The organism is Humibacillus sp. DSM 29435 (genome assembly GCF_001758225.1).
Lineage (GTDB): Bacteria > Actinomycetota > Actinomycetes > Actinomycetales > Dermatophilaceae > DSM-29435.
In genome coordinates this window covers 35,133-59,282 of record NZ_MAST01000054.1, presented here as the reverse complement: position 1 = coordinate 59,282, position 24,150 = coordinate 35,133, and the positions used below count along the sequence as shown (strand labels likewise).

The following is a 24,150-nucleotide window of genomic DNA, read 5'->3' as shown; positions in this document are numbered from 1 at the left end:
ACGGTCGGCAAGCCCGTGGAGACCCACCGCGGCGCCATGCACTGTCTGAACGTGGGATCACGAAGATCTCACCGACGGGTGCAGGCGAAGCGGATAGCGCCATGGGCATGCGAGAGGGGTCGCAGACAGCCGTAGTCCACGATACGGGAGCCCGCGAACAAGGGTCAAACCCGTGGGGTGCAGTCGCGCGTGAGACAACCGCACCACTGTGGTCCTCTGGTCAGGCAAAGCAATCCGACACGCCGAGCGGTCGTCGCCTTTCTACCCGCTCCCGGTTGTCAGGGTGCCGCTGACTTGTTAGGTTTTGCCTTCGCCCCCCGATCCATCCGCCCGTACACAGGGTGTGGACAAAGATGTGGACAAGGGCCCATGGTGCGTCCCCAGACTGCATCACACTGCGTGCAGGACGATTCCATTTCGTGGCAAGTCGGGAACAGGTGACCAGGTGACAGACAGGGATGTCGACTATGTCCATGTCTGGAAGCAGACCCTCCACACGCTTGACACCGCTGGGGTCTCGGCTCGAGACCTGGCCTTCGTGCGCCTCTGTCGTCTGGTCGGCGTGCTCGATGAGACCGCTCTGGTGAAGGCGCCGAACGCTTTCACCAAGGAGTTCCTCGAGACGAAGGTGCGCGATCTGGTGCTCGACGCCCTGCGCTCCGAGCTCGGCGAGCACGTGCAGCTGGCGGTCACGGTCGACGAGGCCCTGGGCGAGCTGAGCGCCGACCCGATGACCGACGGAACGGCCGGTGAGCGCTGGGCGCCTACGGGCCAGGGCCACCCGTTCCCAACGTCGGCTCGACGGGGCTCGCCCGAAGCCGACTCCCCGTACTGGCGGGGAGAGCACCCCTCCGATCTTCGACGCGACCCGTTGCGCGACCTCGCCGACAGCGCACCCGACCTCAACGGCGCCGACCTCGACGACCACTACGGCGGCGGTGAGAGCGGGCCTTCGCGCCATCGGTTCGAGCCCCCGATGACGGGCGATACGCGCCTCAACCCGAAGTACAACTTCGACACCTTCGTCATCGGAGCGAGCAACCGGTTCGCGCACGCGGCGGCGGTCGCCGTCGCCGAGGCGCCGGCCAAGGCGTACAACCCCCTGTTCGTCTACGGAGAGTCCGGGCTGGGCAAGACGCACCTGCTGCACGCGATCGGTCACTACGCCCGTTCGATGTTCCCGAACGTGCGGGTGCGCTACGTCAACTCCGAGGAGTTCACCAACGACTTCATCAACAGCATCCGCGATGACAAGGCGAGCGCCTTCCAGGCCCGCTACCGCAACGTCGACGTGCTGCTCATCGATGACATCCAGTTCCTCCAGGGCAAGCTGCAGACCCAGGAGGAGTTCTTCCACACCTTCAACACGCTGCACAACGCGAACAAGCAGATCGTCATCACGAGCGACCTGCCGCCCAAGGAGCTCTCAGGCTTCGAAGACCGGATGCGCACCCGCTTCGAGTCCGGCCTGCTCACCGATGTGCAACCCCCCGACCTCGAGACCCGCATCGCGATCCTGCGCAAGAAGGCCATCCAGGACCGCATGTCGGTGCCCGACGACGTGCTCGAGTACATCGCCACGAACTTCAGCACCAACATCCGAGAGCTCGAAGGTGCGCTGATCCGGGTGACGGCGTTCAGCAACCTCAACCGGCAGCCGATCGACCTGCCGCTCGCCGAGATCGTGCTCAAGGACGTGCTCCCGAACGAGACGCCCAACCAGGTGACGGCGGCGACGATCATGGCCGTCACAGCGGGCTACTACTCCGTGACCATGGACGACCTCTGCGGTTCGTCGCGTTCACGCCAGCTCGTCACCGCCCGCCAGATCGCGATGTACCTCTGCCGTGAGATGACCGACCTCTCACTGCCCAAGATCGGCCAGCTGTTCGGAGGGCGTGACCACACCACCGTCATGCACGCGAACAAGAAGATCCGTGAGCTGATGAGCGAGAAGCGGGCCATCTACAACCAGGTCACCGAGCTCACCAACCGGATCCGCCAGCAGTCGCACTGACCCCTCCTGCTTTCGGTGCGCGGCTCGTTGACCCGCACCGGTCGACAATGGTCGCCGTGAGTGCCCCCTCCCACGGGGTGGGCGTCACTGCGAAGGCGCGTTCGGCCTGGCTGGAGTCGAGCACGAACGGCCGCTCGAACTGGTGCCGTGTCTCGCGCATCTCTCGCAGGAAGGGCACGACGGCGCCGAGCGCACTGCCGATCGGGCGGGGGAGCGCCACCACCCGACTGCGACGGCGGCCCGTGAGGCGGGCTACGTCGTCGGCCGCAGCAGCGATGGACCGGGCCGGGGCGGTGGGCACATGCCAGGGTCGGCCCCACACGCTCTCTCCGCCCGTTCCGGCATCCGTCTCACCGGCATCCGTCTCACCAGCGATGGCCACCCGAGCGGCGAAGTCACCGACGTCGGGAATGTAGGTGAAGGAGTGCGGCACGTCGGTGCGCCCGACCGGCATGACCGCGAGCCGCCCGGCCCCGACCCGGTCGATGACGACCTCGCCGAGCACGCTCGTCATCGGGGTGGCCCCGGGGCCGAAGTAGTCGCTCGAGCGCAGTTCGGTCACCCGGATGCGGCCCAGCCGGTGCAGCGCGAGTGCGTCGGTCCACATCGCGTTCCGTAGCCGGCCCTTGTGTTCGGTGGCACCGAGCGGTGTCTGCTCGGTCATCGGGGCGTCTACCTCTCCGTAGCCGTAGAGGTTGCCGATGATGACCAGGCCGGCGCCGCTGCGCTCGGCCGCCGTGAGGATGGCGGCCGCGATCGGCGGCCAGTCGGCGTCCCACGCGGTGTAGCTCGGTGGGTTGACGGCGTTGACGATGGTCGCCGCGCCAGTGGCGAGCTCGGTCAACCGGTCGGCGTGCGTGGCATCGGCAGCAACGACCGTCACGGCACCGGGCGAGGTGGCCTCCCAGGGTCGGTCGGTGACCCGCCCGGAGCGCGAGGCGAGCGTGACCGTGTGTCCGCGCTCGACGAGCGCAGAGGTGGTGGCGCGGCCGATACCGCCTGCGCCGAGAACGAGGTGATGGCTCATGGTGATCTCCTTGAGTAGGAAAGTGAGCATCGCTCACATTAGAAGAGTGACACGACGACGCAGAAGAATCAAGAGCGGTGCTCACTCTTGAGCCCGGACGTGCGCATCGTGTGACAGGCTCGAGTGCATGGCCATCACCGACCAGCCCCTCGGCAAGCGGGCCCGACAGAGGGCGCAGACCGAAGCGGAGATCCTTCGCGTCGCCCGTGAGCACCTGGCCATCGAGGGAGCCGCGGCCCTCAGCCTGCGGGCCATCGCGCGCGACCTCGGCATGGTCAGCTCCGGCCTCTACCGCTACGTGGACAGCCGTGACGACCTGCTGACACGGCTCATCGTCGACTCCTACCGCTCCCTGGCAGCGGCGGTGCAGGCCGCGCACGACGCCGTCGACCCGACCGATCTTGACGGGCGATGGGTCGCTATCGGGCTCGCCCTGCGCCGCTGGGCGCTGGATCGACCCCACGACTTCGCCCTGATCTACGGCTCCCCCGTGCCCGACTACGAGGCCCCGGACGAAAGCACCGTCGAGGCCGGCACGCAGGTGCTGGCGCTGCTGCTGAGGCTGGTGCAAGACGCCGCCGACCAGCACCGCCTCGTGCTGCTCGCCCCCTCACCCGAGGCGGCCCGGGCCGTGGGCGCGATGCTCGACGACCCCTTCTTCGCCGAGGTGACGATCGGGGCGACGATGCTGGCCCGGAGCCTCTCGGCCTGGACCCTGCTGCTCGGGGCGGTGACGAGCGAGGTCTTCCTGCAGCTGGGGCCGGTGCCGGATGCCGCCGCACTCTTCGGGCTGCAGCTCGACGTGGCTGGGTCGTTGATTCTTCTACCTGCACAGCCGTCCACAGGTTTGTCCACAGCTGTGTTCACAGCGTGACCAGTCCGTGACCGAACGGGAGTCTTGCTGAGATTCAACCGATCCGTCCACGACCTGTTGACGCTCGCTGTGGATAACTTGGTCGTTTAGCGCCTAATCAACGGTTTCGTCCATAGCCGACACCGTCCCTCGGCCGCCAAGCACGGCGCACAGTTATCCACAACAGCTGTGGACGACGGTGCACAACGGCCTTGCAAACGTGCACAAGACGGGTTCCCGCTGTGGACGACGCGGGACGGCTAGAACGGCATCCACCGACGCGGCCCGAGCTCCTCGAGTTGTCCACAGCCGAAGCATCAAGCGACTCGCCTGCCCACCTGCGGCGATGGCAGTTCTCCCCAGTGTCCACACCACCGATGACGACTACGAGACTCCATAGATGATGGCGAGCCCCGACAACGAAACCGGGTGACACCAGCTGGCAGCGGTTCGCCGATACCCAAACCGGCACACAAGACCTCCTCAACGGCCCCACCGCGCGGCGAAGACCCTGGTGGTGCGCATCCCTGGCAACGGATAGGGTCTGATCCCCACCTGTCCTTACCGCCGTCCGTCGTGAAGTGAGTCCACCGTGAAGTTTCGGGTAGAGCGTGACGTCCTGGCTGAGGCCGTGACCTGGGTGGCACGTGGTCTGCCCGCGCGGCCCCCGGTTCCGGTGCTCGCCGGTGTGCTGATCCAAGCCGACGAAGAAGGCTCGCTCACACTGTCGGCGTTCGACTACGAGGTCTCGGCAAAGGTCACGATCCCAGCCGACGTCGCCGAGGCGGGCACGGTGCTCGTGCTCGGACGGCTGCTTGCTGACATCTCCCGAAACCTGCCGAACCGGCCGATCGACGTCGAGGCCGACGGCACGAAGGTGAACGTCACCTGTGGCAGCTCGCGGTTCAGCCTGCGCGAGATGCCGGTGGCCGAATACCCGACCCTGCCCGTGGCCCCCGACCTCAGCGGCACCATCGCCGGTGACGTCTTCACCCAGGCCGTGGCCCAGGTGGCGATCGCGGCCGACCGCGGCGACACGTTGCCGATCCTCACCGGGGTTCGCATGGAGATCGACGGCGAGAAGGTCACCCTGCTCGCCACCGACCGGTACCGCCTGGCGATGCGCGAGCTGACCTGGAACCCGTCGGCAACCGACGCCAGCCACGTCGCGCTCATCCCGGCGCGTCAGCTCTCCGACACGGCCAAGGCGCTCGGCGCGGCCGGCTCGGTCGAGCTGGCGTTGGGCAACGGGAGCGACGGCCTCGTCGGCTTCGAGGCGGGCCGACGACGCACCACCACCCGCCTGCTCGACGGCGAGTACCCGAAGGTCACCTCGATCTTTCCCAGCTCGGTCGACACCGAGGCTGTCATCGAGACGGCCGCCCTCGAGGAGGCCGTCAAGCGGGTCGCCCTCGTTGCCGAGCGGAACACGCCGGTGCTGCTGAAGTTCACCGACGGTCAGGTCTTCATCGAGGCCGGTACCGGCGACGACGCCCAGGCCTCGGAGGCGCTCGAGTCGACGTTGACCGGGCCAGAGATCCAGATCGCGTTCAACCCCCAGTTCCTGCTCGATGGCCTGCACGCCGTGGGTACGGCCTACAGCCGGCTCTCCTTCACGCAGCCGAGTCGCCCCGCCGTGTTGACGGGTCAGGCCGAGGTCGACTCCGAGGCCGACAGCTCCTACCGGTACGTGCTCATGCCCGTCCGTTTCGCCAGCTAGGGCTGGTCCTCTCCCCGTCTGTGCTCGTCTGTCGTCAGCTCCGATCCGGCGGGTCGCACGCGCAGCGGCCGGGCTGGGCTAGCCTCGAACTCGTCCGCTCGTCCCCCGCAGGAAGGCACCCGACATGCAGCTCGGTCTGATCGGTCTTGGCAAGATGGGCGGCAACATGCGCGAGCGGTTGCGCCGCGCCGGCCACGAGGTGGTCGGCTACGACCGCAACCCCGACGTCGCCGACGTGCGAACGATGGCCGCCATGGTCAAGAAGCTCGAGGCTCCCCGGGTCGTCTGGGTGATGGTGCCCTCCGGTGACCCGACCCGCGAGACGATCGCCAAGCTCGCCGAGCTGCTCGAGCCGGGCGACCTCGTCATCGACGGCGGCAACTCGCGGTTCACCGATGACTTCGAGAACGCCAAGATGCTCGCCGCGCAGAAGATCGGCTACGTCGACTGTGGCGTGAGCGGCGGCATCTGGGGCCTCGACAACGGTTACGGCCTGATGTGCGGCGGTGACAAGAAGTGGGTCACCAAGGCCATGCCGATCTTCGACGCGCTGCGACCCGAGGGTCCGCGTGACGAGGGTTTCGTGCACGCCGGCAAGGTCGGCGCCGGGCACTACACGAAGATGGTGCACAACGGCATCGAGTACGGCCTGATGGCTGCCTACGCCGAAGGCTTCGAGCTGCTCGAGAAGAAAGACATCGTGACCGACGTGCCCGGGGCCTTCAAGGCCTGGAGCCGTGGCACGGTCGTTCGCTCCTGGTTGCTCGACCTGATGGTCGACGCCCTCGAGGCGAACCCGCACCTCGACGACGTCTCCGACTACACCAACGACTCCGGTGAGGGCCGCTGGACCGTCGAGGAGGCCATCGCCATGTCGGTGCCGATGCCGGTGATCTCGGCCTCCCTCTTCGCCCGGTTCGCCTCGCGGCAGCAGAGCAGCCCGACGATGCAGGCCGTGGCTGCCCTGCGCGGTGGCTTCGGTGGGCACCAGGTGATGACCATCGCGGAGGGAGACAAGCTGCGCGAAGGCGCCGTGCCCACCCGGTCGACGAAGAAGGAGTCGGCGCCGACGCAGGCCAAGAAGCGCGCTTCCGCAAAGAAGGCGAGCTCCCAGTCGGCAGCGGTGGCCTCCCAGGCCAACGTCGGTGCGGCGCGCAAGGCGGCCACCTCCAAGAAGGCACCCGCCACGCAGGCCACCGACATGGCCGACACCGCTCGTGGCCAGGCCCGGGCCGCGAAGGCCGCGCCGGCCCGCAAGAGCGTCGGCAAGCGCGCTGCGAAGAAGGCGTGAGCGAGAACCCTCCCGTTGCATGTTCGTCACCTCACCCTGAAGGACTTCCGCAGCTATCCCAGTGCCGAGCTCGCGCTGACGCCGGGCGTCACGACGCTGGTGGGCCTCAACGGACAGGGCAAGACCAACCTCGTCGAGGCCGTCGGCTATCTCGCGACCCTCGGCAGTCACCGGGTGGCCACCGACCAGCCCCTCGTGCGCTTCGGGACCGAACAGGCGATCGTGCGCGGCGCGATCGTGCGCGAGGGCCGCGAGACCATGGTCGAGCTCGAGATCACGCCCGGCCGTGCCAACCGCGCGCGGCTGGGTCGCTCGCCGGTCGCTCGGCCCCGCGACGTGCTCGGCGCCGTGCGCACGGTGCTGTTCGCACCGGAGGATCTCGCTCTCGTCAAGGGTGACCCTTCGCAGCGTCGGCGCTTTCTCGACGACCTCCTCGTGCAGCGTCAGCCCCGGTGGAGCGGTGTGCAGGGCGACTACGACAAGATCCTTCGCCAGCGCGGGGCCCTGCTGAAGTCGGCGGCGCCGGTGCTGCGCAAGGGCGCTCGTCGGGGTCTGCGCGTGGTGCGTGACGGCGAGCCGGGCACCGACGAAGCGCGCGACGCGGCCCTGCACACCCTCGACATCTGGGACGACCACCTGGCGACCGTCGGCTCGCAGCTGGTCTACGCACGCCTCCGGCTGCTGCGCGACCTCGTGCCCGACATCGCCGAGTGCTACGACGCGGTCAGTGCGGCGGCCTCCAACGCTCGCGCCACCTATAAGAGCTCGCTGCACGACGACCTGGCGGGGCGGATCGCAGAAGGTGAGGTGCCCGAGGCCGACGAGCTGCGCACCGGCATCCTCGATACGCTCGAGAACGTGCGTGGCAGTGAGATCGAGCGGGGGGTGTGTCTCGTGGGCCCGCATCGTGACGACGTGGTGCTGACGCTCGGTGAGCTGCCGGCCAAGGGTTATGCGAGCCACGGTGAGTCGTGGAGCTTTGCGCTCGCACTGAGGCTGGCCGCGTACCGGTTGCTGCGTCGCGACCTCGGTGACGACCCGGTGCTCGTGCTCGACGACGTGTTCGCCGAGCTCGACACCGGGCGCCGTGACCGACTGGCGGCCCTCATCGCCGACTGTGAGCAGGTGCTGATCACGGCGGCCGTTGGCGCCGACGTGCCGGCGGTGCTGCGCGAGCAGGGCCACCTCTATCAGGTGGATCTGGGCCAGGTGCACCCCGTCGGCCAACCGAACGCAGCGTTGGTTCTCGAAAGCGCTGTGACAACAGTGAGTTCGACGACGAACACTTCGTTCAGTTCGCAGGAGGGGGCGCTCGAGGGGGCGGAGGACGAGGTCGACGATGAGTGACGACCCGCCGGAGGTGCCCGCGTCGAGCGCCGACGACACGCGCATCGCGGATGCCGCTGCCTCGGCTCTCGCGCGGGCGCGGGTCGCCGCCACCGAGAAGGGTTTCCGGCCGGGCATGCGGCCCAAGAGGCGGCGGCGAGCAGCGGGGGCCGAGCCGATGCTGTCGGGCACGGCCAGGGACGGTCGTGACCCGGCGCTGCTCGGCGACCAGCTCGACCGGCTGCTCGTCGACCGGGGATGGAAGCTCGACGTGGCGGTCGGTTCGCTGATGGGGCGTTGGGCGCAGATCGTCGGGCCCGACATCGCAGGCCATGTCGAGCCGCAGACCTTCGTCGACGGCGTGCTCACTCTGCGCGCCGACTCGACGGCGTGGGCCACGCAGATGCGGCTGCTCACCTCGTCGGTGCTGGCCCGGGTCGAGGAGGAGATCGGCGTCGGCTCGGTGACCGAGCTGAGAGTGCTCGGCCCGAGTGCGCCGTCGTGGCGCAAGGGCAGCAGACGCTCGCCCGACAGCCGCGGCCCCCGCGACACCTACGGCTGACCGCCCGCGCCCTCCCGAGCACAGCGACTCCCGGGAACACACCGAGTAATCCTCAACTCACCGAGTAACTTCCCGGTGAGTTGAGGATTACTCGGTGTGTTGCGGTAGGGCAGGTCAGGCGCGGAGCACCTCGGCGAACCGGTCGACCATAAGGTCGAGGTCGCTGGCCTCGATGACCAGCGGTGGGGCGAAGCGCAACGTCTGGTCGTGGGTCTCCTTGCACAGCACCCCACGCTCGGCGAGACCTTCGGCGGCCTGCCGGCCCGACATCAACGATGGGTCGAGGTCGACCCCGGCCCACAGGCCGCGGGTGCGCACGGCAGTGAGGCCGTGCCCGATGAGCGGCTCGAGGCGCTCTCGCAGCTGCTCGCCGAGCACCCGGGCGCGCTCCTGGTACTCACCGGTCTCGAGCAGGCCGACCACGGCGAGCCCCACGGCGGCCGCGAGGGGGTTGCCCCCGAAGGTCGAGCCGTGGCTGCCCGGGGTGATGACGCTCATGATGTCGTCGTCGGCCACGACGGCTGACACCGGCACGACCCCGCCACCGAGGGCCTTGCCCAGGATGTACACGTCGGGACGCACTTCTTCCACGTCGCAGGCGAAGGTGGCCCCACAACGCCCGAGGCCCGACTGGATCTCGTCGGCGAGGAAGAGCACCTCGTGCTCGGTGCAGAGCCGCCGAACAGCCTCGAGGTAGCCGGCCGGCGGGATGATGATGCCCGCCTCCCCCTGCACCGGTTCGACGAGCACGGCCACGGTGTTCGGGGTGATCGCCGCCTCGAGGGCCGCCGCGTCACCGTAGGGAACGGTGTCGAAACCCGGGGTGAACGGGCCGAAGCCGCGTCGGGCGACCGGATCGTCGGAGAAGCTGATGATGGTGGTCGTGCGCCCGTGGAAGTTGCCGGACATCACCACGATGCGGGCCTCGTTCTCGGGCACGCCCTTGACGTCGTACCCCCAGCGCCGCGCGAGCTTCAGAGCGGTCTCGACGGCTTCGGCGCCGGTGTTCATCGGCAGCACCCGGTCTTTGCCGGCGAGGGTCGCCAGGCCGGCACAGAAGGGCCCGAGCTGATCGTTGTGGAAGGCTCGGCTCGTCAGGGTCAGCCGCTCCAGCTGGTGGGCGGCCGCCGCCATGATGACCGGATGCCGGTGCCCGAAGTTGAGCGCTGAGTAGGCCGCCAGCGCGTCGAGGTAGCGCTTGCCGTCGACGTCGGTGACCCACGCTCCCTCGGCCTCCCGCGCCACGACGGCCAGCGGATGGTAGTTGTGGGCCGAAACCCGCTCAGCCAGCTCGATCTGCTCGGCCGTGGTGGTCGTCGGGCCGTTCGTCGGGGTGTTCGTGCTGCCCGTGCTCCTCGTGGACGTCGTGGTCACGTCGTCGCTCCCTTCGTCGTGGTGCCAGTCTCGGTCGGCTTCGCGTTCCGGGCAAGCCTGCCCCCTCTTTGCGAGCGCGGCAGCGGAACGCCGACGAACAGCACCCTGTGCGCTGATCGTCTCTGCCGGTGAGTGAGCCACCGTTGGCGCCGCCTTTCGATCTGTCGCAAAACGCCCATCTGTCAGCGGTGAGGAGGATGGTGGAGGTATGCCGTCGACACCGAACCCGAGCAGCCCAGCGGTCGCGCTCTGCACCATCATCCCGCCCTACCTGCTCGAGGCGCTGGCCTCCAGCGACGAGCCCCGAGCGGCCGAGCACGCCCGCGCCTCTCTGGCCGCCGACCGTGACCTGCGTGCGCTGCGTCGTGCCCCCACCCGGGCCCGCCGGCGACCTCTGCCGGAACAGCCTGGCCAGACAGGGCCCACCCGCCCGGGCAGCGACGCTCCAGCGGCCGTATCGGGGCCGAAGCGCACCATCAGCGATGCCAAGGGCTCGCAGACCACGCCCGGCACGAAGGTGCGTGCTGAGGGTGGCGCCCCGACCCGCGACCCGGCCGCCGACGAGGCCTACGACGGCCTCGGCGCCACGTGGACGCTCTGGTCGGCCGCCTACGACCGAGACTCGCTCGACGGCAAGGGGATGCCGCTGCTCGCCACGGTGCACTACGGCAGCAACTACGACAACGCCTTCTGGGACGGTAGCCAGATGGTGTTCGGCGACGGTGACGGGGTGATCTTCGAGCGCTTTACCAAGAGCCTCGACGTCATCGGCCACGAGCTGGCCCACGGCGTCACCGAGCACACGGCGGGCCTGCTCTACCAGGGGCAGTCGGGGGCGCTCAACGAGTCGATCTCCGACGTGTTCGGCTCGCTCGTCAAGCAGTACCACCTGGGGCAGTCGGCGGCCGACGCCGACTGGTTGATCGGTGCAGAGCTGCTCAACCCCAGCGTCTCGGGCCGGGCCCTGCGCGACATGCTGCACCCGGGCACGGCCTACGACGACTCGCGCCTCGGCAAAGACCCGCAGCCGGCCGACCTGGCCCACTACGTGCAGACGACCGACGACAACGGCGGTGTGCACATCAACTCCGGCATCCCGAACCGGGCCTTCGCGCTCGCAGCGGTGGCCATCGGAGGCAACGCCTGGGGCGACGCCGGGGCGATCTGGTACGCCGTGCTGACCGGTGACGGCATCAAGGCCGACTGCGACTTCGCCACGTTCGCCGACCTCACCGTGGCGGCTGCAGCCGCGGCGCACGGTGACGGCTCGGCCCAGCACACGGCTGTTCGTGCGGCGTGGACGACCGTTGGGGTGCTCAGCGCAGACGGTGCCGGTGGCTCGGATGGTGCGACCCCGGCCGACCCGACGACCGAGACACCGAGCGGCGAGGCTCACGGAGAGGTTCCCGGCGCCGACACCCAGGTGCTGCTGCGTCGCACCGGCGGGTTCGCCGGCCGGGTGCGCGAGCGCCATCTGGCGCTCGGCGACCTGCCCGAGTCGATGACGCGTGACTGGCAGAACCTGCTCGGCACGCCGACCCTTCAGCGCATCGCCGCGACGGCCGACCGGGCCCTGCCCGATGCCTACTGCTACTCAGTCTTCTGTGAGCCCGTCAACCTCGACATCAAGGTGGCCGAGCCGCACCTGCCCGAGTCGATCCACCGGTTGTTCGAGCGCACCCTCGACCTCGAGTGAGATGGGTTGCTGACGGCCACCCCTACGGCGCAGTGCCGTCAACGGGGTCCGGCTCAGTTCTGCGCCAACAGGTACGGCCCGGCCGCCTCCGGGATGTCGGGCTGCCACGAGGGACCGGCCGCACCCACCACGGCGCACTGACCTTCGATGGTGCACCGCTGCAGGTCTCTCTGCTGGCCGGCGGCGGTGATCTGGGCCGTGACCGACCCGTCGGCGCCGAAGCGGGCCGAGGTCACCGAACCGGTCGACCGCGATCCGTCGCCGCCTCCCTGCAGCACGACCCGCCCGTTGTCGGCCTGGGCCACCACGAACTGCTGGTAGAGCAGCTTGCCGGTGGGCCCGACGGAGAGCTCGGGTGGTTGCCCGTCGGAGAAGCCCTGCCCCAGCAGGTGAGAGCCGTCGGGTGAGAACGAGGTGAACCAGAGGGGGCCGCACAGGTTCCAGATCGTGCGTCCGGAGGTGAGGTCGACGAGCCGCTGACACCCGTAGCCGGGCTGCCCCGGAGAGAGCCCAGGGGTGACGATGGCGCGTCGGCCGGCGGCGTCGATGGGGCCGACCGCGCCCTTGATCGTCGTGGTCCGGGTCGAGAGCACGTCCCAAGAGACGCTCGAGGTCTGGTCGGTGTTCACGGCGTAGGCGGTGTTGCCGACCAGCCCGGCCACCTGCCAACCAGCAGCGCCCCCCTTGGTGGCGGCCAACCGGGCGACCTGCTTGCCGCGGCTGTCGAGGTAGAGCAGGTTGCCGGCCTCGTCGGTGACCAGACCGTGAGAGCGGTCGGCCGTGACAGCGACGGGCCCCCGCAGCGTCGGTAGGTCGCGCAACGTCCGGCCGGCGGCATCCACGACGACGGCCCGGTCGCCCACGGTGATCAGCAGACCGTCACCGAGGGCGGCCACCAGGTCGGGGCGCTGGAAGGGCGCGCTGAGCTTCGTCTGCCGTTGGCCCTCGCGGTAGATCCCGTCGACGACGAAGCCTACGTCGGTGATGCCGGTGGCGGGGCCGGTACTCGGCCGCAGCACAGCAGCGCTCGGTGACCCGGTCGAGCGCAGGGTCGGGATCGTCGTCGGGTTGGTGGGGGTGGTCGGCGTACGGCCCGATGTCGAGGGCAGGGTCGAGGGCGGGGTCGAGGGTGATGGGCTCGGCAGGGTCGTCGGCGGGCTGGTCGACTGCGACGGGCCCACCGGGAACGGACGGCTCCCGGTGGGGGTCACGGCCGACCAGGTGAGGGGCACGGCGACCGCCAGCACGAGCCCGGCGCCCAGGGCCGCGACCCCGAGCTCGCGGTGACGGTTGGAGCGGTCGCGGGCGATGGCCCGGTCGGCGAGGCCCGCGCCGACGCGCACACCCTCGCCTCGTTCGGCGAGCACCGCCTTGAGCTCGGGGTCGATGTCGCTCATGCGGTGGCCTCGCTCATCCTCGTGCGCAGCGCGGAGATCGCGCGGCTGGTGTGGCTCTTGACGGTGCCGACGGAGCACCCGAGCGTCTCTGCCGTCTGGGCTTCGGTGAGGTCCTCGTAGTAGCGCAGCACGATCGCGGCCCGCTGCTGCGTCGGCAGTGTCTGCACGTGTTGCCACAGGTCGATCGACTCCGCCGGGTCGAGGTGCGCGGCGGTGGGTGGGTCGAGCACCTCGATGACGTGGCTGGCCGGCGACTCCCGGCGCCGTGTCATCCGGCGCCACCTCGAGTTGTTCTCGTTGACCATGATTCGGCGGACGTAGGCGTCCGGCAGCTCGACGGCCTGGATCCGTTCCCAGTGCCGGTAGACCTTGGCCAGCGCGTTCTGAAGGAGGTCCTCGGCCGTGTCGCGGTCGCCGCTGAGGAGGTAGGCGAGGCGGGCGAGGGCGTGTTGGCGGGCCTCGACGTACGCCGTGAAGTCGGCTCGGCGCTCGGCTTCGTCCATCGGTGTCGATCCCCTGTCGTCTGGTCCCGCAACTGCCGGTACCACTCCCAACCCCCGCCAGGCCCGGGAGGTTGTCACCGAAGTGTCGCGACTTCGCCGCCTCCAGACATGGCCACCACGCCGTTCAGGCGCCAGGATGCCGCGCCAACGAACTGGGTGAAGGGTCACAATGGGCGGGCCGATGGAGCCAGTCCGGGCTCGATGGCCCGAAGCGCGAGAAGGCGTCACAGGCCCGCTCAAGGGTTAGGGCGTGACTCCCCCCTTAGAAGATGGGGTGTGCGGCCGGGAAAATGGCCGTTTCAGGCCCCTGAGGGCACAGTTCGACCCTCGCGACCCGGTAAGATGAAGAGGTTGCGGCTCGGCATCACGCCGGGCCGCCCGCATGAGGTCATCACCGAGGAGAGACGTGTCTGACGCCGACGAGCCGACCAACACCAGCGCCAACAGCAGCATCCCCAGTTCGAGTGACTCCCCGGCCCCACCCGTCTCGCCCTCTCCCGCGCCACCCGTAGGGGTCCCTGTGGACGCCCGCCCCAACGGCGTCGACTACGACGCGAGCGCCATCACGGTGCTCGAGGGTCTCGAGGCCGTGCGCAAGCGCCCCGGCATGTACATCGGCACCACCGGCCCGCGTGGCCTGCACCACCTCGTCTACGAGATCGTCGACAACGCGGTCGACGAGTCGCTGGCCGGCTACGCCGACACGATCGACGTCACCCTGCTCGCCGACGGCGGGGTGCGGGTCAAAGACAACGGTCGCGGCATCCCCACCGACATCCACCCGATCGAGAAGATCAGCGCGGTCGAGCTGGTGCTCACCCAGCTGCACGCCGGCGGCAAGTTCGGTGGCGGCGGCTACAAGGTCTCAGGTGGCCTGCACGGCGTCGGCAGCTCGGTGGTCAACGCGCTGTCGAGCAAGCTCAAGGTCGGGGTGCGCCAGAAGGGCCACGTCTTTCGCATGAGCTTCTCCCACGGGGTGCCCGACAGCCCGCTCGAGCAGCAGGAGGCCACCGACGAGACCGGCACCACGATCACCTTCTGGCCCAACGCCGACATCTTCGAGACCGTCCACTACGACTTCGAGACCATCCGGGCCCGCATGCAGCAGATGGCCTTTCTCAACAAGGGCCTGACCATCAACCTCGTCGACGAGCGGGTCGAGCAGGTCAAGACCGACAGCGACGAGGTCGACCTCGATGACCTCGACGACGAGCTTGAAGAGGTCGAGGCCGAAGACGACGAGGGCGAGCAGTCCGGCTCCGAGCAGGTGAAGACGGTCACCGCCAAGAAGGTCAGCTACTGCTACCAGAACGGGCTCGTCGACTACGTCAACCACATCAACGGCAGCAAGCGCAGCGAGCCGGTGCACCCCGAGGTCATCTCGATCGAGGTCGAAGACAAGGCGCGCGCCATGAGCCTCGAGCTGGCCATGCAGTGGACCAGCGCCTACAGCGAGTCGGTGCACACCTACGCCAACACGATCAACACCCACGAGGGCGGCACCCACGAGGAGGGCTTCCGGGCGGCGATGACCAAGCTGATCAACGACTTCGCGCGGCGCCAGAACCTGCTCAAGGAGAAGGACGAGAACCTCACCGGTGACGACGTGCGCGAGGGGCTCACGGCCGTCATCTCGGTCAAGCTCGGTGAGCCGCAGTTCGAGGGCCAGACCAAGACCAAGCTCGGCAACTCCGAGGTGAAGGGGTTCGTGCAGCGGGCCATGACCGACGAGTTCGGGCACTGGCTCGGCGCCCACCCCAACGAGGGCAAGGACATCGTGCGCAAGTCGGTGCAGGCCGCCGCCGCACGCATGGCTGCGCGCAAGGCCCGCGAGGCGACCCGACGCAAGGGCCTGCTCGAGTCGGGCGGCCTGCCGGGCAAGCTCAAGGACTGTCAGAGCAAAGACCCCAGCATCTCGGAAGTCTTCATCGTCGAGGGTGACAGCGCCGGCGGCTCGGCCACCCAGGCGCGTGACCCGCACCGGCAGGCGATCCTGCCGATCCGCGGCAAGATCCTCAACGTCGAGAAGGCCCGCATCGACAAGATCCTGGCCAACAACGAGGTGCAAGCGCTGATCTCGGCGTTCGGTACCGGCATCGGCGAAGACTTCGACATCGCCAAGGCGCGCTACCACAAGATCGTGCTGATGGCCGACGCCGACGTCGACGGCATGCACATCCGCACGCTGCTGCTGACCCTGTTGTTCCGCTTCATGCGCCCCCTCATCGAGGCCGGCTACGTCTACCTCGCGCAGCCGCCGCTCTACCGGTTGCGCTGGAGCAACGCCGACCACCAGTTCGCCTACAGCGACCGCGAGCGCGACGGGTTCGAGCAGATCGGCAAGGCGAAGGGCTGGCGCCTGCCCAAGGACAACCCGGTGCAGCGCTACAAGGGTCTCGGCGAGATGAACTACCAGGAGCTCGGCGAGACCACGATGGACGTCGACAGCCGCACCCTGTTGCAGGTGACCCTCGAGGATGCCGCGAAGAGCGACGAGGTGTTCGCCGTGCTGATGGGTGAAGACGTCGAGAGCCGTCGCAGCTTCATCCAGAAGAACGCCCGCGACGCGCGCTTCCTCGACATCTAGCCCGACGACCCAGCCCAGCGGCATCCGAAATGACTTTGACGAACAGCACACAACGACAAGGGAACTGACGTGAGCGACGACCTCCCACCCATCGACGGCAGCGACAGCGACAGCGGCGACGACATTTCCGCGTCCGACCTGCCCGATGTGCCCGACACGACCGACGACCAGGGCACTGCGCCGATCGACACCGCTGGCCTCACCGACCGCGTCGAGGCGGTCGACCTCAACACCGAGATGCAGCGCAGCTACATCGAGTACGCCATGTCGGTCATCGTCAGCCGCGCCCTGCCCGACGTGCGCGACGGCCTCAAGCCCGTGCACCGGCGCATCGTCTACGCGATGTACGACGGCGGCTACCGGCCTGACCGGGGCTACAACAAGTGCGCTCGCGTCGTCGGTGACGTCATGGGTCACTACCACCCGCACGGCGACACGGCGATCTACGACGCCCTGGTGCGCCTGGTGCAGGACTGGTCGCTGCGCTACCCGCTCGTCGACGGCCAGGGCAACTTCGGCTCGCGCGGCAACGACGGGGCCGCGGCCCCCCGCTACACCGAGTGCCGGATGGCCTCGATCGCCATGGAGATGGTGCGCGACATCGGCGAGGACACCGTCGACTTCATTCCCAACTACGACGGCAAGACGATGCAGCCGTCGGTGCTGCCGAGCCGCTTCCCGAACCTGCTCGTCAACGGCTCGGCCGGCATCGCCGTGGGTATGGCCACCCAGATCCCGCCGCACAACCTGCGCGAGGTCGCGGCCGGCGCGGAGTTCTATCTCAAGCACCCCGAGATCGGGCGGGAAGAGCTGCTCGAGCACCTGCTGACCATCATCCAGGGCCCCGACTTCCCGACCGGCGCGCTCATCATGGGCAAGCGGGGCATCGAGGATGCCTACCGCACCGGCCGCGGCTCGATCATCATGCGGGCGATCGTCAACGTCGAGGAGTTCGGCAACCGCCAGGCCCTCGTCGTCACCGAGCTGCCCTACCAGGTCAACCCCGACATGCTCGCCCTGAAGATCGCCGACCTGGTCAAGGACGGCAAGATCGCCGGCATCTCCGACATCCAGGACCACACGTCGGGTCGCACCGGTCAGCGGTTGGTCATCGTGCTCAAGCGCGACGCGGTGGCCAAGGTCGTGCTCAACAACCTCTACAAGCACACGCAGCTGCAGACCACGTTCGGCGCGAACATGCTCGCGCTCGTCGACGAGGTGCCACGCACCCTGCCGCTCGACGGGTTCATCCGGCACTGGGTCGACCACCAGATCGAGGTTATCCTGCGCCGCACGCAGTACCGGCTGCGCAAGGCCGAAGAGAACATCCACCTGCTGCGCGGCTACCTCAAGGCCCTCGACCAGCTCGACGCGGTGATCGCCCTGATCCGCGCCTCGCGCACCGTCGAGGTCGCGCGCACCGGGCTGATCGAGCTGCTCGACATCGACGAGGACCAGGCCAACGCCATCCTCAACATGCAGCTGCGCCGCCTGGCCGCCCTCGAGCGCGAGAAGATCCAGCAGGACCACGACGAGCTGCAGGCGATGATCGAGGAGTACGAGGCGATCATCGCCTCACCGCAGCGCCAGCGCGACATCGTGTCGGAGGAGCTGGCCGGCATCGTCGAGAAGTACGGCGACGAGCGGCGCACCGAGATCTTCCCCTTCGACGGCGACATGTCGATGGAAGACCTCATTCCCGAAGAGGACGTCGTCGTCACGATCACCCGCGGCGGCTACGCCAAGCGCACCCGCGTCGACCAGTACCGTTCGCAGAAGCGCGGCGGCAAGGGCGTGCGGGGCGCGAGCCTGCGCGGCGAAGACGTGGTCGAGCACTTCTTCACCACCACGACCCACCGCTGGCTGCTCTTCTTCACCAACCTCGGTCGGGTCTACCGGGCCAAGGGCTACGAGCTTCCCGAGGGCAGCCGCGACAGCAAGGGCCAGCACGTCGCCAACTTGATGGCCTTTCAGCCCGGTGAGCAGATCGCTCAGGTGCTGGCGATCCACGACTACGCCCAGGCCGACTACCTCGTGCTCGCGACCCGGGCCGGGCTGGTCAAGAAGACGCTGCTGAGCGACTACGACTCCCCGCGCTCGGGTGGCCTGATCGCCATCAACCTGCGCGAGGGCGACGAGCTCGTCGGCGCCCGCCTCGCCAGCAACCGCGACGACCTGCTGCTCGTGTCGCTCAAGGGCCAGTCGGTGCGCTTCACGGCGACCGACACGGCGCTGCGGCCGATGGGCCGTTCGACCTCGGGTGTCACGGGGATGAAGTTCCGCGACGGCGACCACCTGCTCGCGATGGCCGTCGTCGAGGAGGGCGAGAGCCCAGACGTGTTCGTCGTCTTCGAGAACGGTCTGGCCAAGCGCACCCCCGTGTCGGAGTACCGCCTGCAGGGCCGCGGCGGTCTCGGCATCCAGGTCGCGAAGATCTCTGACAAGGGCGGCGACCTCGTGGGTGCGCTCATCGTCAGCGAGACCGACGAGGTCATGGTCGTGATGGAGCGCGGCAAGATCGTGCGATCGCGGGTCGACGAGGTGCGTCACACGGGCCGGTCGACGCAGGGCGTCATCTTCGCGACGCCCGACAAGGGCGACTCGATCGTCGCGGTGGCCCGCAACGCCGAGAGCGAGCTGGGCCTGGACGACGACGTTGAAGACGCCGAGTCGAGCGACGACCCCGCAGTCGGGGTGACGTCTACCCCGAGTGCGTCGGCTACGGTTCCGGGCTCGGATGCCGTACCGTCGGATGGGACTGCATCCGACGGGGCCGAGGGGCCCGCCAGCGAAGACGGAGGTGACGAGTGAGCACGACGAGTTCTGAAGGCTCGGTCGACACGACCGGTTACGGCTACGGTGCGAGCGGCACAGAAGAGGGCGGCACCGCTCTCTCGCGAGGCGCCATCACCAACCGCACCGCACCCCAGCCGCAGGCGAAACCGCAGGGCCCGGAGCCCACACGCGACCCTGCCGTCAGGGCGGCGAGCGCCGCCAAGAGTGCTGCTCGCCCGGCGGCTCGGCGCAAGGGGCCGCGCCGGGTGCGACTGGCCGTGGCTCGCATCGACCCGTGGTCGGTCATGAAGATGAGCTTTCTCATCTCGGTCGCCCTCGGCATCGCCGGCGTCATCCTCACCGCAGTGCTCTGGATGATCCTGTCGACCATGAACGTGTTCAGCGACGTCGAGGGTGTGCTGGCCTCGCTGCAGACCGCCACCTCCGACCCGTTCAGCATCAAGGACTACGTGGGCTTCGGCCGCGTCGTGTCCCTCTCCATCGTGATCGGTGTCATCGACATCATCCTGATGACCGCCATCGCCACCGTGATGGCCTTCCTCTACAACATCTGCTCTGCCCTCGTCGGGGGTCTTCAGCTGACCCTCACCGACGACTGAGCCCACCCCGCCACAGCGTACGGATGCCGCTGAGCCTCACCGGGCTCGGCGGCATCCTCTCGTTTTGTGTGAGGTGCACGCGATCAGGTAACGTGAGCCCTCGCGTCAGGTTCTCGGGCCTGGTCGTCGAAGGGTGACGATGGGCCTATAGCTCAGACGGTTAGAGCGCGTCCCTGATAAGGACGAGGTCGGAGGTTCAAGTCCTCCTAGGCCCACCATCACCGCACCACCGAAGAGGAGCCCGGAATGTTCAAGCGTCTCGCCCTGGTCGCCGGCTCGATCGCCGCCGTCGTGCTGGTGCGCAAGAAGGCCAAGCAGCAGCAGGCCGAGCAAGACCTCTGGACCCAGGCCACCGACGACGTGCAGGCGCCTGCGCCGGCTGACACTTCTTTCAGCCCGGACGACGCACCGGCCAACCAGATCTGAGCGGCTCCGGCCGCAGCTTCACGGGGCCCGGCGGCCCCACCGGGGGCCATGGCGCAATTGGTAGCGCACCTGCTTTGCAAGCAGGGGGTTAGGGGTTCGAGTCCCCTTGGCTCCACCAAGAGAACGGGGGATGCTTGTGTCCGCATGGCGCCGATCCCGATCCGCTAGGCCCACATGGATAGCGAGTGACCGGCCGCCTCTGCTAGCCCTGTGATGGGGTTCAGGGAGCCGTTCACCTGCAGGGGGAGACGAATTTGGTAGTTCACGGACTCAGGGACCAGGTCCATGCCTGCCAGGACGTCGCTGCGTGGGACACGGATTCGCGAGTCGGTCATGTCGTACAGCCGCACGAACGACGTCGTGAAAGGTCTTCGGAACTCAGGCGCGATCTCCGGGGAGTCATGCTCGTATCGACGCCCGGTTGATCCCGCATATCCACTGACGCGGCTGAGAAACTCTTCGCGGTCACCGGCACTCAGGGTGCTGATGAGATTCGAGACAATCTTGTGAAGTGTGAACCCCATCGGTTGATCGTTGGGCAGCCAGACCAACCCGACGCTGAGCAGGAAGAGACCGGTCTCCTGGACTCCCCCCACGGGGTTCCCGAGTTCGACCTGGTAAGGGCCTTGAATGTGATGTACGGACGCGGCCCTGGTGGTCGTCTTGACTTCAACACCTATCGAGCCGAGCTGGAGGTCCCTACTCGACCGCCGGTGTCCGGCCCAGGACTGCATCAGTATCTGCGATGCGCCTTCAGGATCCGCGCGGGTTAGGGCATCTAAGAAGAGCAGCTCACCGCACAGACCTAGGAGTGCATCAGCGTCAACAGACGCACCGGTGAGTGCGAGGTCGATGATCTCCTCGCTCCGACTGAAGGCACCCGGCACGCTGTCATCAACGTTGTTCAGCTGTAGTTCCGCGCAGATGAACGCGGCCACGCGATCGAAGTGTGGCTCGTTCGGCAACAGCAGCCGATTGGCGCTCAGGCCCTCGCCATCAACCGTGGCCCACTCGTGGTGCTCAAGATGCTTCGCGACGCCCGGCCGTGAGGCTTGCAGGGGTTCACCCACCAGGAACACTTCTATGGCCCCACTTGAGGACCGGGCGAACCCGAGAGCGCGGCTCGCAGAAGTCCACTCCACATCCCGGGAATCCGCAGCTGATGCGGGAACGCTTGCCGCTACTCGCTCCCGAAGTTCCTCGTAGATCGCGTCTCTTGAGTGCCCTTTGGTCACGGGACGTCCTCTGTCGAGACGGCGGAGACTTGGTCTGGCCCGCCGAGGGGTAGGGACAGTCCGACGGCCAACGAAACTTCCTCGTTTTCGCGAGCGATCGGATGGAAGAGCACGAGCCCAGGCTCACCCGGGGGACGTGCGGAGCCCCAGGATGCCCGGATCGGCACGGGTTCCCCTCGGGCGAAGTAGTCGATGTACTCGTCGCCGGGATACCGCTCAGACGCCTCAGCGTCCGATACACGCTTGCCTGCCGACCCTCGAGAGCCCCAGGTGTCGCGGAGGGCACCGGTGGCGGTGACCTCCCGCTCCATTGTCCTCACAGGGTGGCCAAGGTTCGCCAGTGGGCCGCTGGCGACCTGCGGGCCCCGCCCAAAGCGGAGAGCGACCCGGAAGGAGGGTCGAGCGGCCGCCCTCTGCTGGAGATCCACAAGGCTCCAGGGACCGAATGGCGGGTCTGTCGTAACGAGACCTGGGGCGCGCCTGGACAGCGCGGCCGACCAGGCGCGCAGGTAAGCGGCTATCGCGTATGGGGAGTTGCTGCCAAGGTCGATCCCATCGGGCACAAACGGGGCCCGGTAGAGCGGGTACTCGGAGTCTTGTGCGGTCAGCCCAAGATGGTTGGCGAGCGACTGCCAGCGCTTTGAGTCACGTCCGGAGGTTCCGGGCCCGTGGTCCCGGTAGGCGAGTCTGTCTATGAGCTCCGCGGTTCCAAGGAGATCTAGGTCCTCGCGCAGGATGAGCCCAAGGACCCGGCCATCCTTCGTCGACACCACCTCGTACCCCCGCAGTAGAAGGTCAGCGACGACCTCAGCGTTGCGGGAGTCAGACTCGGGAGTGTTCATGTGTCGAACGAACGGGGTCGCCTCCGGCCAAATGGCCACAGGGGTGACGTTGGCGATCTTGCCTGTTGCAGCGAAGTTGTAGCCCTGCAGGACACTCACGGCGGTGGAGGGCCCACCTGGCTGGTTCATGGCGGCCATGATGTCTCGCCGCAACGCCTCGTCGGCCTCGTGGTAGGCGTTGAACAGCCCCATCTGCCCAGGCGTGAGGAAGACTCTGCAGAGCTCGATGAAGCTGCCTCGATAGCCGAACCAACGTTGCATCTGCATCTGGGTGTCCGCGAGGGGCGTATCGCTGTGTCGGGTGAACAGCGTGGTTGTAAGACCTTCGAGCGTGAGCCCCCGGGCCATCACGTTTCCAGAGACGAAGATCGTCGAGTGGTTGGGGGGCGGCCCCCAGGTATCGCCGACCAGGCTCGGCTCGAAATCCGGTCTATCGTCCGCGGTCTCGTCGCTGTTGATGACCGCCAACTGAGTGCCGGGCACCACCTCTTCGAGGAGGAGCCGGCAGATCTCGTCCCAGTCGTCGATTCCCGGAACACGGGCCTTCTCAGGGAGGGAGAGTGCCGTGTAGCAGCGGTGTGCAGCGTCTGCGAACTCCCGCATCCAGCTCTGCCACTTCTCAGGCTCATCTTCGATCTGAGCCTGAATGCCCTCCACTGACAGCTCGCGTTCACCGAGGTCGATACGGGCGCGCGCTTCCCGGCGATCCGATCCGTCCGACCACGCGAGAACCTGTGCGGCGACGTCGAAGTGGTCGTCCTTCGTCGAAGAGGGGTGGATCAGCATTGACCCCGGTGCGGCGAAGGAGGACAGTGCTTCAGCCTTGGTGCCAAATCGATCCCCTCGTGCGGAGTGGGGACCGATTCGCTCAGGGGCGCGCCAGAGGCGCACGGCGGAGCCGACGAGGAAGGCCCGTATCGCGTTGCTGAACACCTCCTCCGGCGGGTCCTCTGTGCGGCAAAGGGGCACCGAACTGAGAGACCTGTAGAACATGTCGCCCCCCGTGTACCAGGACTTGAGCCCGGCCGCATCGGTGTACGACGGTGACCGCGGCTCTAGGTCTCCGCGGGGTCCCGGGGTACGCAGGCTGATCGCGAAGTCACGTGGCGCTAGAGGGTTCGAGGCGTCTTGAAGGAAGTTGGCTTGAGGGGTGGCGGTATAGGCGATGTATGTGGCGTAGAGGTTCGTCTGGCTGGTTTCGCCGGGGGAAGTACGTGCCTCCCAAAGGTCTGCGATCCGTCGGGGAACTTGTTTGGTGTCTGTCAGGGACACGCCGGTTCGGGCCTCGGTCACAGCGTCCAGGATGGAGGAGTCGTCTGCCTCATCGTCGATCACGAGAATGTGGAAAGGGTCCCCCCGCTGTTCGGCTGCGGGAAAGACGGACTTGCGCAGGGTCGCGGCCATGCGCTCCAGGTGGAACACGTTCTTCATGACCACCGCGACGATTGGTACCCGCCCCGACACTGCCTTTCTGCCGAGTGGACCGGTCAGGGAGTAGAGGGTGGCGAGGTCCGGAGCCTGCTGGCCACGGCTCAGGACGGCCCGGTTAGGCACGAACACCCGTCTTGACCACGGTTGATCGAACGTGTCGAGTTGAGACACCAAGCGCTCGAACGTTTGCTGCCAAAGGGCCGTTCGCGTTCCGGCAAGAACCACAACGGCGTCAACCTTCGCGTCGAGAGCCTTGGCGATCACGGCGAGCATCGACGCGGTCTTGCCAGACTGAACCGCTCCCATGACCACACCGCTGCGCTCGCGTGAAGCGGGCCACGAGCCACTGCTAGGTGAGCCCGCCCCGAACACGCCCTCGTCGATGATGAACTGCGCATCGTCGTCGATCACCTTGAGGCTCGTGGGTGAGATCCCGTGAGCCGTCAGTTGTTTGGAGTAGCTGGACCA

Annotated in this window: 17 protein-coding genes and 2 tRNA genes; 13 read left to right on the top strand and 6 right to left on the bottom strand. The window is 67.9% G+C overall.

Annotated features, from left to right (window positions below; translation table 11 throughout):
- Nucleotides 1–445 precede the first annotated feature (445 nt).
- Nucleotides 446–2,017: a chromosomal replication initiator protein DnaA gene (gene dnaA / locus BA895_RS22370; RefSeq protein WP_070194107.1), complete on the top strand. Its 1,572-nt coding sequence runs from the start codon at nt 446–448 to the stop codon at nt 2,015–2,017.
- On the opposite strand, the gene BA895_RS22365 is transcribed toward dnaA, so the two are convergent.
- Nucleotides 1,986–3,044, bottom strand: coding sequence for an NAD-dependent epimerase/dehydratase family protein (locus BA895_RS22365; protein WP_070194198.1), 1,059 nt, complete (start codon nt 3,042–3,044; stop codon nt 1,986–1,988). The genes dnaA and BA895_RS22365 overlap by 32 nt on opposite strands.
- 127 nt (nt 3,045–3,171) lie before the next feature.
- Between BA895_RS22365 and BA895_RS22360 the strand changes: the two genes are divergently transcribed.
- The 5 genes from BA895_RS22360 to BA895_RS22340 all read left to right on the top strand — a co-directional run bounded on the left by BA895_RS22360 (nt 3,172) and on the right by BA895_RS22340 (nt 8,796).
- Nucleotides 3,172–3,918, top strand: coding sequence for a TetR/AcrR family transcriptional regulator (locus BA895_RS22360; RefSeq protein ID WP_070194106.1), 747 nt, complete (start codon nt 3,172–3,174; stop codon nt 3,916–3,918).
- 571 nt (nt 3,919–4,489) lie between these two features.
- A complete protein-coding gene (gene dnaN / locus BA895_RS22355) occupies nt 4,490–5,617 on the top strand; it encodes a DNA polymerase III subunit beta (RefSeq protein WP_070194105.1) in 1,128 nt (375 codons plus the stop codon).
- 124 nt (nt 5,618–5,741) lie between these two features.
- The gene (gnd, locus tag BA895_RS22350; RefSeq protein ID WP_070194104.1) at nt 5,742–6,908 is read left to right on the top strand and encodes a phosphogluconate dehydrogenase (NAD(+)-dependent, decarboxylating); all 1,167 of its coding nucleotides are present in this window, start codon (nt 5,742–5,744) and stop codon (nt 6,906–6,908) included.
- Nucleotides 6,909–6,923: 15 nt separating this feature from the next.
- Complete coding sequence (gene recF / locus BA895_RS22345; protein ID WP_083283683.1) at nt 6,924–8,255, top strand: DNA replication/repair protein RecF; 1,332 nt, start codon at nt 6,924–6,926, stop codon at nt 8,253–8,255.
- A complete protein-coding gene (locus tag BA895_RS22340) occupies nt 8,248–8,796 on the top strand; it encodes a DUF721 domain-containing protein (RefSeq protein ID WP_070194103.1) in 549 nt (182 codons plus the stop codon). Before recF ends, BA895_RS22340 begins: the two co-directional genes overlap by 8 nt.
- A gap of 114 nt (nt 8,797–8,910) precedes the next feature.
- Here BA895_RS22340 and rocD read toward each other — a convergent pair whose 3' ends face one another.
- Nucleotides 8,911–10,092, bottom strand: coding sequence for an ornithine--oxo-acid transaminase (gene rocD, locus BA895_RS22335; protein ID WP_070194197.1), 1,182 nt, complete (start codon nt 10,090–10,092; stop codon nt 8,911–8,913).
- 286 nt (nt 10,093–10,378) lie between these two features.
- Between rocD and BA895_RS22330 the strand changes: the two genes are divergently transcribed.
- A complete protein-coding gene (locus BA895_RS22330) occupies nt 10,379–11,866 on the top strand; it encodes a protealysin inhibitor emfourin (RefSeq protein ID WP_070194102.1) in 1,488 nt (495 codons plus the stop codon).
- A 53-nt stretch (nt 11,867–11,919) separates the two neighbouring features.
- Here the strand turns inward: BA895_RS22330 and BA895_RS22325 are convergent, their stop codons facing one another.
- Complete coding sequence (locus tag BA895_RS22325) at nt 11,920–13,263, bottom strand: hypothetical protein (protein WP_070194101.1); 1,344 nt, start codon at nt 13,261–13,263, stop codon at nt 11,920–11,922.
- On the bottom strand, nt 13,260–13,766 hold the full coding sequence (locus tag BA895_RS22320) for a SigE family RNA polymerase sigma factor (RefSeq protein ID WP_070194100.1): 507 nt from the start codon (nt 13,764–13,766) through the stop codon (nt 13,260–13,262). The genes BA895_RS22325 and BA895_RS22320 overlap by 4 nt, the downstream gene beginning before the upstream one ends.
- A 406-nt stretch (nt 13,767–14,172) precedes the next feature.
- Between BA895_RS22320 and gyrB the strand changes: the two genes are divergently transcribed.
- The 6 genes from gyrB (at nt 14,173) to BA895_RS22290 (ending at nt 20,292) form a co-directional block, all read left to right on the top strand.
- On the top strand, nt 14,173–16,353 hold the full coding sequence (gene gyrB, locus BA895_RS22315) for a DNA topoisomerase (ATP-hydrolyzing) subunit B (RefSeq protein ID WP_371327746.1): 2,181 nt from the start codon (nt 14,173–14,175) through the stop codon (nt 16,351–16,353).
- 69 nt (nt 16,354–16,422) lie between these two features.
- On the top strand, nt 16,423–19,164 hold the full coding sequence (gene gyrA, locus BA895_RS22310; RefSeq protein ID WP_070194098.1) for a DNA gyrase subunit A: 2,742 nt from the start codon (nt 16,423–16,425) through the stop codon (nt 19,162–19,164).
- Nucleotides 19,161–19,748, top strand: coding sequence for a DUF3566 domain-containing protein (locus BA895_RS22305; RefSeq protein ID WP_070194097.1), 588 nt, complete (start codon nt 19,161–19,163; stop codon nt 19,746–19,748). Before gyrA ends, BA895_RS22305 begins: the two co-directional genes overlap by 4 nt.
- 141 nt (nt 19,749–19,889) lie before the next feature.
- Nucleotides 19,890–19,966 (top strand) — tRNA-Ile (locus BA895_RS22300).
- A gap of 28 nt (nt 19,967–19,994) precedes the next feature.
- Nucleotides 19,995–20,174: a DLW-39 family protein gene (locus tag BA895_RS22295; protein WP_070194096.1), complete on the top strand. Its 180-nt coding sequence runs from the start codon at nt 19,995–19,997 to the stop codon at nt 20,172–20,174.
- A 42-nt stretch (nt 20,175–20,216) separates the two neighbouring features.
- Nucleotides 20,217–20,292: transfer RNA gene (locus BA895_RS22290), tRNA-Ala, on the top strand.
- A gap of 46 nt (nt 20,293–20,338) precedes the next feature.
- Here the strand turns inward: BA895_RS22290 and BA895_RS22285 are convergent.
- On the bottom strand, nt 20,339–21,409 hold the full coding sequence (locus tag BA895_RS22285) for a PD-(D/E)XK motif protein (protein ID WP_083283680.1): 1,071 nt from the start codon (nt 21,407–21,409) through the stop codon (nt 20,339–20,341).
- Entirely contained in the window at nt 21,406–24,093 is a 2,688-nt protein-coding gene (locus BA895_RS22280; RefSeq protein WP_070194094.1) for a Z1 domain-containing protein, read from the bottom strand. The genes BA895_RS22285 and BA895_RS22280 overlap by 4 nt, the downstream gene beginning before the upstream one ends.
- Between the last annotated feature and the right edge of the window lie 57 nt (nt 24,094–24,150).

What these genes read in the sequence shown, in the direction of transcription:
- BA895_RS22330 (WP_070194102.1), top strand. Translation starts at nt 10,379, where the DNA reads ATGCCGTCGACACCGAACCCGAGCAGCCCAGCGGTCGCGCTCTGCACC.
- BA895_RS22295 (WP_070194096.1), top strand. Translation starts at nt 19,995, where the DNA reads ATGTTCAAGCGTCTCGCCCTGGTCGCCGGCTCGATCGCCGCCGTCGTG.
- BA895_RS22365 (WP_070194198.1), bottom strand. Translation starts at nt 3,044, where the DNA reads ATGAGCCATCACCTCGTTCTCGGCGCAGGCGGTATCGGCCGCGCCACC.
- gnd (WP_070194104.1), top strand. Translation starts at nt 5,742, where the DNA reads ATGCAGCTCGGTCTGATCGGTCTTGGCAAGATGGGCGGCAACATGCGC.
- BA895_RS22340 (WP_070194103.1), top strand. Translation starts at nt 8,248, where the DNA reads ATGAGTGACGACCCGCCGGAGGTGCCCGCGTCGAGCGCCGACGACACG.
- BA895_RS22360 (WP_070194106.1), top strand. Translation starts at nt 3,172, where the DNA reads ATGGCCATCACCGACCAGCCCCTCGGCAAGCGGGCCCGACAGAGGGCG.
- BA895_RS22325 (WP_070194101.1), bottom strand. Translation starts at nt 13,263, where the DNA reads ATGAGCGACATCGACCCCGAGCTCAAGGCGGTGCTCGCCGAACGAGGC.
- BA895_RS22320 (WP_070194100.1), bottom strand. Translation starts at nt 13,766, where the DNA reads ATGGACGAAGCCGAGCGCCGAGCCGACTTCACGGCGTACGTCGAGGCC.